Source organism: Arthrobacter sp. 35/47 (assembly GCF_000520475.1).
Taxonomy (GTDB): domain Bacteria; phylum Actinomycetota; class Actinomycetes; order Actinomycetales; family Micrococcaceae; genus Arthrobacter_D; species Arthrobacter_D subterraneus.
Genome location: NZ_KI914594.1, coordinates 65,887 through 71,353, shown reverse-complemented (window position 1 = coordinate 71,353; position 5,467 = coordinate 65,887). Strand labels below are relative to the sequence as shown.

Here is a 5,467-nt window from a genome sequence, read left to right as displayed (position 1 = left end):
CGCCGTCGTCGTCAGGTGGTGGAAAGGGAGTGGGCAGCCTTGCGTGCCCGCCACGAATCCGTGCTGCAGCGGTGGGTGAGTTACGAGCTGGACCCGGCGGTCGCCATCGACTACCCGGCCATGACTGACCTCAGGCAGGCCGAAACCGCGCTTTTGGTGCGCGCGATGCGGAAGGCTGCCGTCCTGCGGGAGCAGGCCGAGACGGCCGACGACGGCGGTGCGCCCGCTTACGAGTCAGCCGTCGCCGAACTGGAGGCTGCGTTCGAGGCGGCCGAGCAGGCTGCCGGGGCCCGTTCGACCGCTCACAGGGAGGACCGTTAGGCTGGGCTGGTCACTCAGGATCGAAGGGGAAAGTCCATGAGTCCAGCACGCACCTTCCAGCACAGGGCGCTCGCCGTCCTCGCCGCCGGAGCACTCGCGCTCACGTCGGCCGGGCTCGCTGCGCCCGGAGCTGCCGCTGCCGCGGACGCGAAGCCCGGCGCCTCGGCGCAGGCCGAGCGCAAACAGCAGGTGCGCTTCGCGACCTATAACGCGAGCCTGAACCGGTCGACCGAGGGAGCGCTGGTCGCGGACCTGGGCACCGGGGATGACGCGCAGGCGCAAAAAATCGCGGAGGTCATCCAGATCAGCGCCCCTGACGTGGTGCTGCTCAATGAATTCGATTACGACGCCGGCCACAAGGCCGCTGATCTCTTCCGGACCAACTACCTCGAGGTCAGCCAGAACGGCAAGGTTCCCGTCCAGTACCCGTACGTCTACACGGCTCCGTCCAACACCGGTATCCCCAGCGGGATGGACCTGAACAATGACGGCACTGTCGGCGGCGCCGATGACGCGCTGGGATTCGGCCAGTTCGAGGGACAGTACGGGATGGTGCTGTACTCCAAATACCCCATCGACATCCGGAACGTCCGTACGTTCCAGAACTTCCTGTGGAAGGACATGCCGGGGGCACTCCTGCCCGACAATCCGGCAACCGCCAGGCCCGGCGACTGGTTCACCGATGAAGAGCTGGCTGCAGTCCGCCTCTCCAGCAAATCCCACTGGGACGTACCAGTCACTATTGACGGTTCCACCGTGCACGTTCTCGCGAGCCACCCCACTCCGCCCGTGTTCGACACCGACGAAGACCGCAACGGCCGCCGGAACAGCGACGAGATCCGGTTCTGGGCGGACTACATCCGGGGCGGGCAGGACGCCCGCTACATTTACGACGACGGCGGCGCCCGCGGCGGTCTCGACCGGAGTGCCGACTTTGTGGTGCTGGGCGACCTCAACAGCGACCCCGCTGACGGGGAATCCCTCGACGGGTCGATCAGCCAGCTCCTCGAACTGAAGGAAATCCAGGATCCGCTGCCCGCCGCTGAGGGTGCGGCTGAAGCGTCAGTCCTTCAGGGCAGAGTCAACCTGGAACACCGCGGTGATCCGGCTCTGGACACCGCCGACTTCGAGGATGCCACTGCGGGCAACCTCCGGGTGGATTACGCGCTCCCCTCGAAAACACTCAAGGTCCGGGGCTCGGGTATTTTCTGGCCGCGTGCCGGTACACCCGGTTCGGAATTGACGGGGGTCTACCCGTTCCCCACGAGCGACCACCGCCTGGTGTATGTCGACGTCGACGTCGCCTCCCCTTCGGACAGCAGGAGAAACTAGGCGCTCCAAGCCCTCCGGCACGAGCTGGGCAGGCAGGACTCTGGTCAGGCATCTGAGGCTCGTGTAGCCTGACCGCCATGGGAACAATAATTTTCGAGTAGTTGCGTCGCTGGCGGCCTCGCCGTCCCGCATACAGGAACACCCACCCAAAAGACCGTGTCGAGGCAGTCGCCTCCATGCTTGTTCCCTCCTCTCCTGCGCACCGGACAGCCGGAAAACTGACTGTGCAGCAGAAACCCCGTCGGAACCCACAGATCCAGAGCGGCCCAGCAGGCGCTGACGCCGTGACTTTACGGATTCTGCCGGTGAGGGAGCCCGCCGGTCACAGCCATTGAAGGAGAGTCATGCCGCAGCAAGACAACCAACAGCCCCTGAACGTTCAGGTCACAGAGGCAGCAGCGAAGAAACTGGCCGATGATCCGCGGGCCAGGGAAGCGCTGGCGCGAAAGAACCCCGCCTTCGGGGAACTGGACAGCGCACACAGCACCGGCAGGAACAAATCCATCAACGCCAGCAGCAAGCAGGGAAAGCCCGAGAAGAAGGTGCGCTGGTGAGGGCCGGCGTCCACAGAGGGCGTTAACGTGAAACTGGCTCCGCGTTCTGCGTATGGGGGAATCGCAGAATGGGGAGCCAGTTCCATAACTATAATGCACGGGAGGGGTTAAAAGTCCAGTCGAAATCCACCGAAGGGTGATGATGACAGTCACAGCTAAGGCGTTTCAGCTGTGGCGTTCCCGGATAGCCCCTGAAGCAACGGTTTCCGACCTCTGCCGCAAGGCCGACATCAAGCGGTCCACCCTCGCCCAGCAGCTTGTTCGCGGGAAAGTGTCCGTGGAAACTGTGGTCAGCATAGCCCGCGCCTACGGAATTCCTCCCGTAGAGGCACTGAGTGAGTTCGAGGGTTACCGTGACCTCACGGACGGCCTGATTCCGCCCACGCCGGAGGAATACCTGAGCCAGGTGTCCTCGATGGACCTGTTGCGCCTGATCCTGGGACGCAGTGAGGACACCGACTGTGTCGGCTGCCCGGTCAGTTTTCAGCTTGAACCTCTCCCACACAGATACTCGGTCCGCGCCTGGTTCGACGCCGTCGACCGCGGGGAGCTGCGCCAGGCACTCACCACGAGGACCGGCATCGCGCCCCAGAACCTCTCTGCACAGCTCAGCGCCGGCCGGCTGAGCACGCAGTTGTGCGTGGAGGTGGCCCGGGTGTCCGGGGTATCCCTTGCGAACGGCCTGGTGGTTACCGGCCTGCTCACCCCAGAAGAGGCTGACTGGGCAGGCACCGGCCGCGAGCAGGTGTTGAGCGGCCTGCCCGATTCGGAGCTGATCCTGCTGGCGCGTGACCGGTTGGACGGGCTTGGGAAACGCCTGCGCAAGCAGGAGCAGGACAGTACGCGTGACCAGACACTATGGGAGAACCTCGGATGAGCAGCGGAACACTGATTCAATGGATTGCGCTGGCCATCTGCGTCATCTTTGCTGCCGCCAGAATGCCCGACGCCGTTCGCGGCAAGGGCCGGTGCATGTTCGTGGTGCTGGTGCTTTTCGTGCTCGCGGTGGCGCTGAGCCTTCCACCGATCTACCTTGTTGTTGACGGCCTCCTCGGTGGCGTGAACGTCGCAAACCTCCTGATCCGCTTCAGCCTGTATGCCATCATGCTGCTGCTCGGCCTACGCGGGGCCGCAGCCTTCGGGTCCCGGCGCGCCCAGGCCCTTATCCGTGGACCGGTGGGGATCTCGGTTCTTGGCTTCACTGTGGTGGCCACCGTGATCCTGTTCGTGTTGAGCGACCTCCCCGAATCCTCGACCGGCCTGCGCGCCTACGCTGACCAGACAACCGTGCACTGGTACGCCCACCTGGGCCGGATCTATCCGGCCTACGTGGGCGCCTGCCTGCTGGGTCCGGCAGCAGCGAACGCCCTGGACACGACCGCCCGCGGTTTGCATCGTCTGGCGGCGGGGATGATGGCAGTCGGCTTTGTGATGGTCCTGGCACATATGGCCCTCAAGCTCACGGGCATCAGGACGGGGGCCGCTGATGTCTACCTCCCGTTCGGCGCGATTGTCCTGGTGACGACTGGTATCACCCTGATCTGGCTGTCCCGGAGACGGTCGGCGAAGGACGGCTCTGCCAACTTTCTCGCGGGCGAGCAGCGGCGCTTCTGAAGGTGCGGTTAGTCCCTTTGAAAGATTATTCCGACCAATATCGCAAACACTGTTCACGTTTTCATCATGGTGTGTCAAAATTATGATTATGTAACTCCCGGCGACCGTGGGGGGTCACCGGGTTTACACAGCAATAGGTGCGTCCATTAGAACGGGTGGACGCACCTATTTCGATTTCCGGGACGGGCTAGCCCGCCGGCAGCGTGCTGTCAGGCGTCGTGATCTGTTTCGAGGATGCGAACCAGCGAGTCAAGAGCCTCATCCGCGCCGTCGTCCTCTGACCGGAGTACCACCACGTCACCGTGCTCGGCTCCCAGGCTCATCAGCGAAAGGATGCTCGAAGCATCCATCGCTTCGTCCGCCGGGCTGCCCTCAAGGGCAATGGTCACCTCAACGGGCAGTTCCCCCGCCGCTTCGGCGAAAATGGCTGCAGGCCGGGCGTGGAGCCCCACCCGGCTGGCTACGGTTGCTTTGCGTTCGATCATGATCTTCCTTCCGTTGCTTTTGTGCGAGCCTACAGGCCCAGGGTCTCGAGGATGGGTAAACCGGCCCGCACCGCTGCGCGTGCCTCCAGGGCCGTCGGCGCGGCCAGCGCGCGCTCAGCCAGTTCCCTGGCTTCTGCTGTTGACACCGAGCCGATCACTGCCGCCACAACGGCCAGCGCCCGTGAACTCATGGACAGTGAGTCGACCCCCAGGCCTACCAGAACGACGGCGAGGGCCGGATCCGCGGCCGCCTCACCACAGACGCCGACTGACTTCCGCCCGGCATCCGCGCCGTCGGGGCCGGCCTCACTGCGGGCGGCACCGGCACCGGCCACCGTACTCCGGATCAGCTGAAGGACAGCCGGCTGCCACGGGTCGTTGAGGGCGGCCAACGGGCCGAGCTGACGGTCCGCGGCCATCACGTACTGGGTGAGGTCATTGGTGCCGATGGACACAAAATCCACCCGCTGCAGGATGGTCCGTGCGGTGAGAGCAGCAGAGGGAACCTCAACCATTACCCCGGGTGTCTGCAGCCCGGCTGCAGCGCAGGACTCAGCGAAGCGCCGCGCCTCCTCTGCAGTGGAAATCATCGGTGCCATGACCCAGATGTCGGTGGTTGCGCCGTCGGACGCCTCGGCGATCGCCTTCAGCTGGCGGTCCACCACGCCGGGAGTCACAAGTTCCGTGCGGTAACCGCGGACGCCGAGTGCGGGATTGGGTTCGGTGGCGTCCGTCAGGAAGGGGAGGGGCTTGTCCGCGCCGGCGTCGAGGGTGCGCACCACCACCTTTCCGTGGGGGAATGCATCGAAAACTTCCCGGTACGCCGCGGACTGTTCGGCGACTGTCGGCTCCGTATCCCGGTCCAGGAAACAGAACTCGGTGCGGAGCAGGCCAACACCCTCGGCCCCTGCTTCCGCCGCCTTCCGGGCGTCGGAACCTCCACCCACGTTGGCGAGCAGCGGCACACGGTGACCGTCCGACGTCGTACAGGTGCCGTTGTAGGCGCCAAGCGAACGCGCCTGCTCCGCCCAGATGGCCGATGCCGTCCGTTCCACGTCCCCCGGCCCGGTGAGTACGGTTCCCGCGGCGCCGTCGACAAACACCTCGGTGCCGTCCTCGATCTCGTCCACGCCGCGGGCGGCCACGACGGCGGGGAGACCG

At 65.1% G+C, this 5,467-nt stretch carries 6 protein-coding genes and 1 pseudogene; 5 read left to right on the top strand and 2 right to left on the bottom strand.

Annotation, left to right across the window (positions count from 1 at the left end; all coding sequences use genetic code 11):
• The 5 genes and pseudogenes from X803_RS18745 to X803_RS18740 all read left to right on the top strand — a co-directional run.
• Positions 1-321 (top strand): annotated as a pseudogene (locus X803_RS18745) (hypothetical protein); the annotation flags it as partial.
• 36 nt (positions 322-357) lie between these two features.
• Positions 358-1,653, top strand: coding sequence for an endonuclease/exonuclease/phosphatase family protein (locus tag X803_RS0108430; RefSeq protein WP_026544798.1), 1,296 nt, complete (start codon positions 358-360; stop codon positions 1,651-1,653).
• Between the two features lie 344 nt (positions 1,654-1,997).
• On the top strand, positions 1,998-2,207 hold the full coding sequence (locus tag X803_RS0108425) for a hypothetical protein (protein WP_026544797.1): 210 nt from the start codon (positions 1,998-2,000) through the stop codon (positions 2,205-2,207).
• Between the two features lie 142 nt (positions 2,208-2,349).
• Positions 2,350-3,084, top strand: a complete 735-nt coding sequence (locus tag X803_RS0108420) for a helix-turn-helix domain-containing protein (protein ID WP_026544796.1) — start codon at positions 2,350-2,352, stop codon at positions 3,082-3,084.
• A complete protein-coding gene (locus tag X803_RS18740; protein ID WP_051470592.1) occupies positions 3,081-3,821 on the top strand; it encodes a hypothetical protein in 741 nt (246 codons plus the stop codon). Before X803_RS0108420 ends, X803_RS18740 begins: the two co-directional genes overlap by 4 nt.
• Before the next feature lie 209 nt (positions 3,822-4,030).
• On the opposite strand, the gene X803_RS0108410 is transcribed toward X803_RS18740, so the two are convergent.
• Positions 4,031-4,306, bottom strand: a complete 276-nt coding sequence (locus X803_RS0108410) for an HPr family phosphocarrier protein (protein ID WP_026544795.1) — start codon at positions 4,304-4,306, stop codon at positions 4,031-4,033.
• Positions 4,307-4,335: 29 nt separating this feature from the next.
• Positions 4,336-5,467, bottom strand: a 1,132-nt coding sequence (locus X803_RS18735) for a putative PEP-binding protein (RefSeq protein ID WP_035778303.1), incomplete at its 5' end; no start/stop codon positions are given.

Bases quoted from the DNA above. Each gene is read 5' to 3' on its own strand.
- X803_RS0108430 (WP_026544798.1), top strand. From the start codon at position 358: ATGAGTCCAGCACGCACCTTCCAGCACAGGGCGCTCGCCGTCCTCGCC.
- X803_RS0108425 (WP_026544797.1), top strand. From the start codon at position 1,998: ATGCCGCAGCAAGACAACCAACAGCCCCTGAACGTTCAGGTCACAGAG.
- X803_RS0108420 (WP_026544796.1), top strand. From the start codon at position 2,350: ATGACAGTCACAGCTAAGGCGTTTCAGCTGTGGCGTTCCCGGATAGCC.
- X803_RS18740 (WP_051470592.1), top strand. From the start codon at position 3,081: ATGAGCAGCGGAACACTGATTCAATGGATTGCGCTGGCCATCTGCGTC.
- X803_RS0108410 (WP_026544795.1), bottom strand. From the start codon at position 4,306: ATGATCGAACGCAAAGCAACCGTAGCCAGCCGGGTGGGGCTCCACGCC.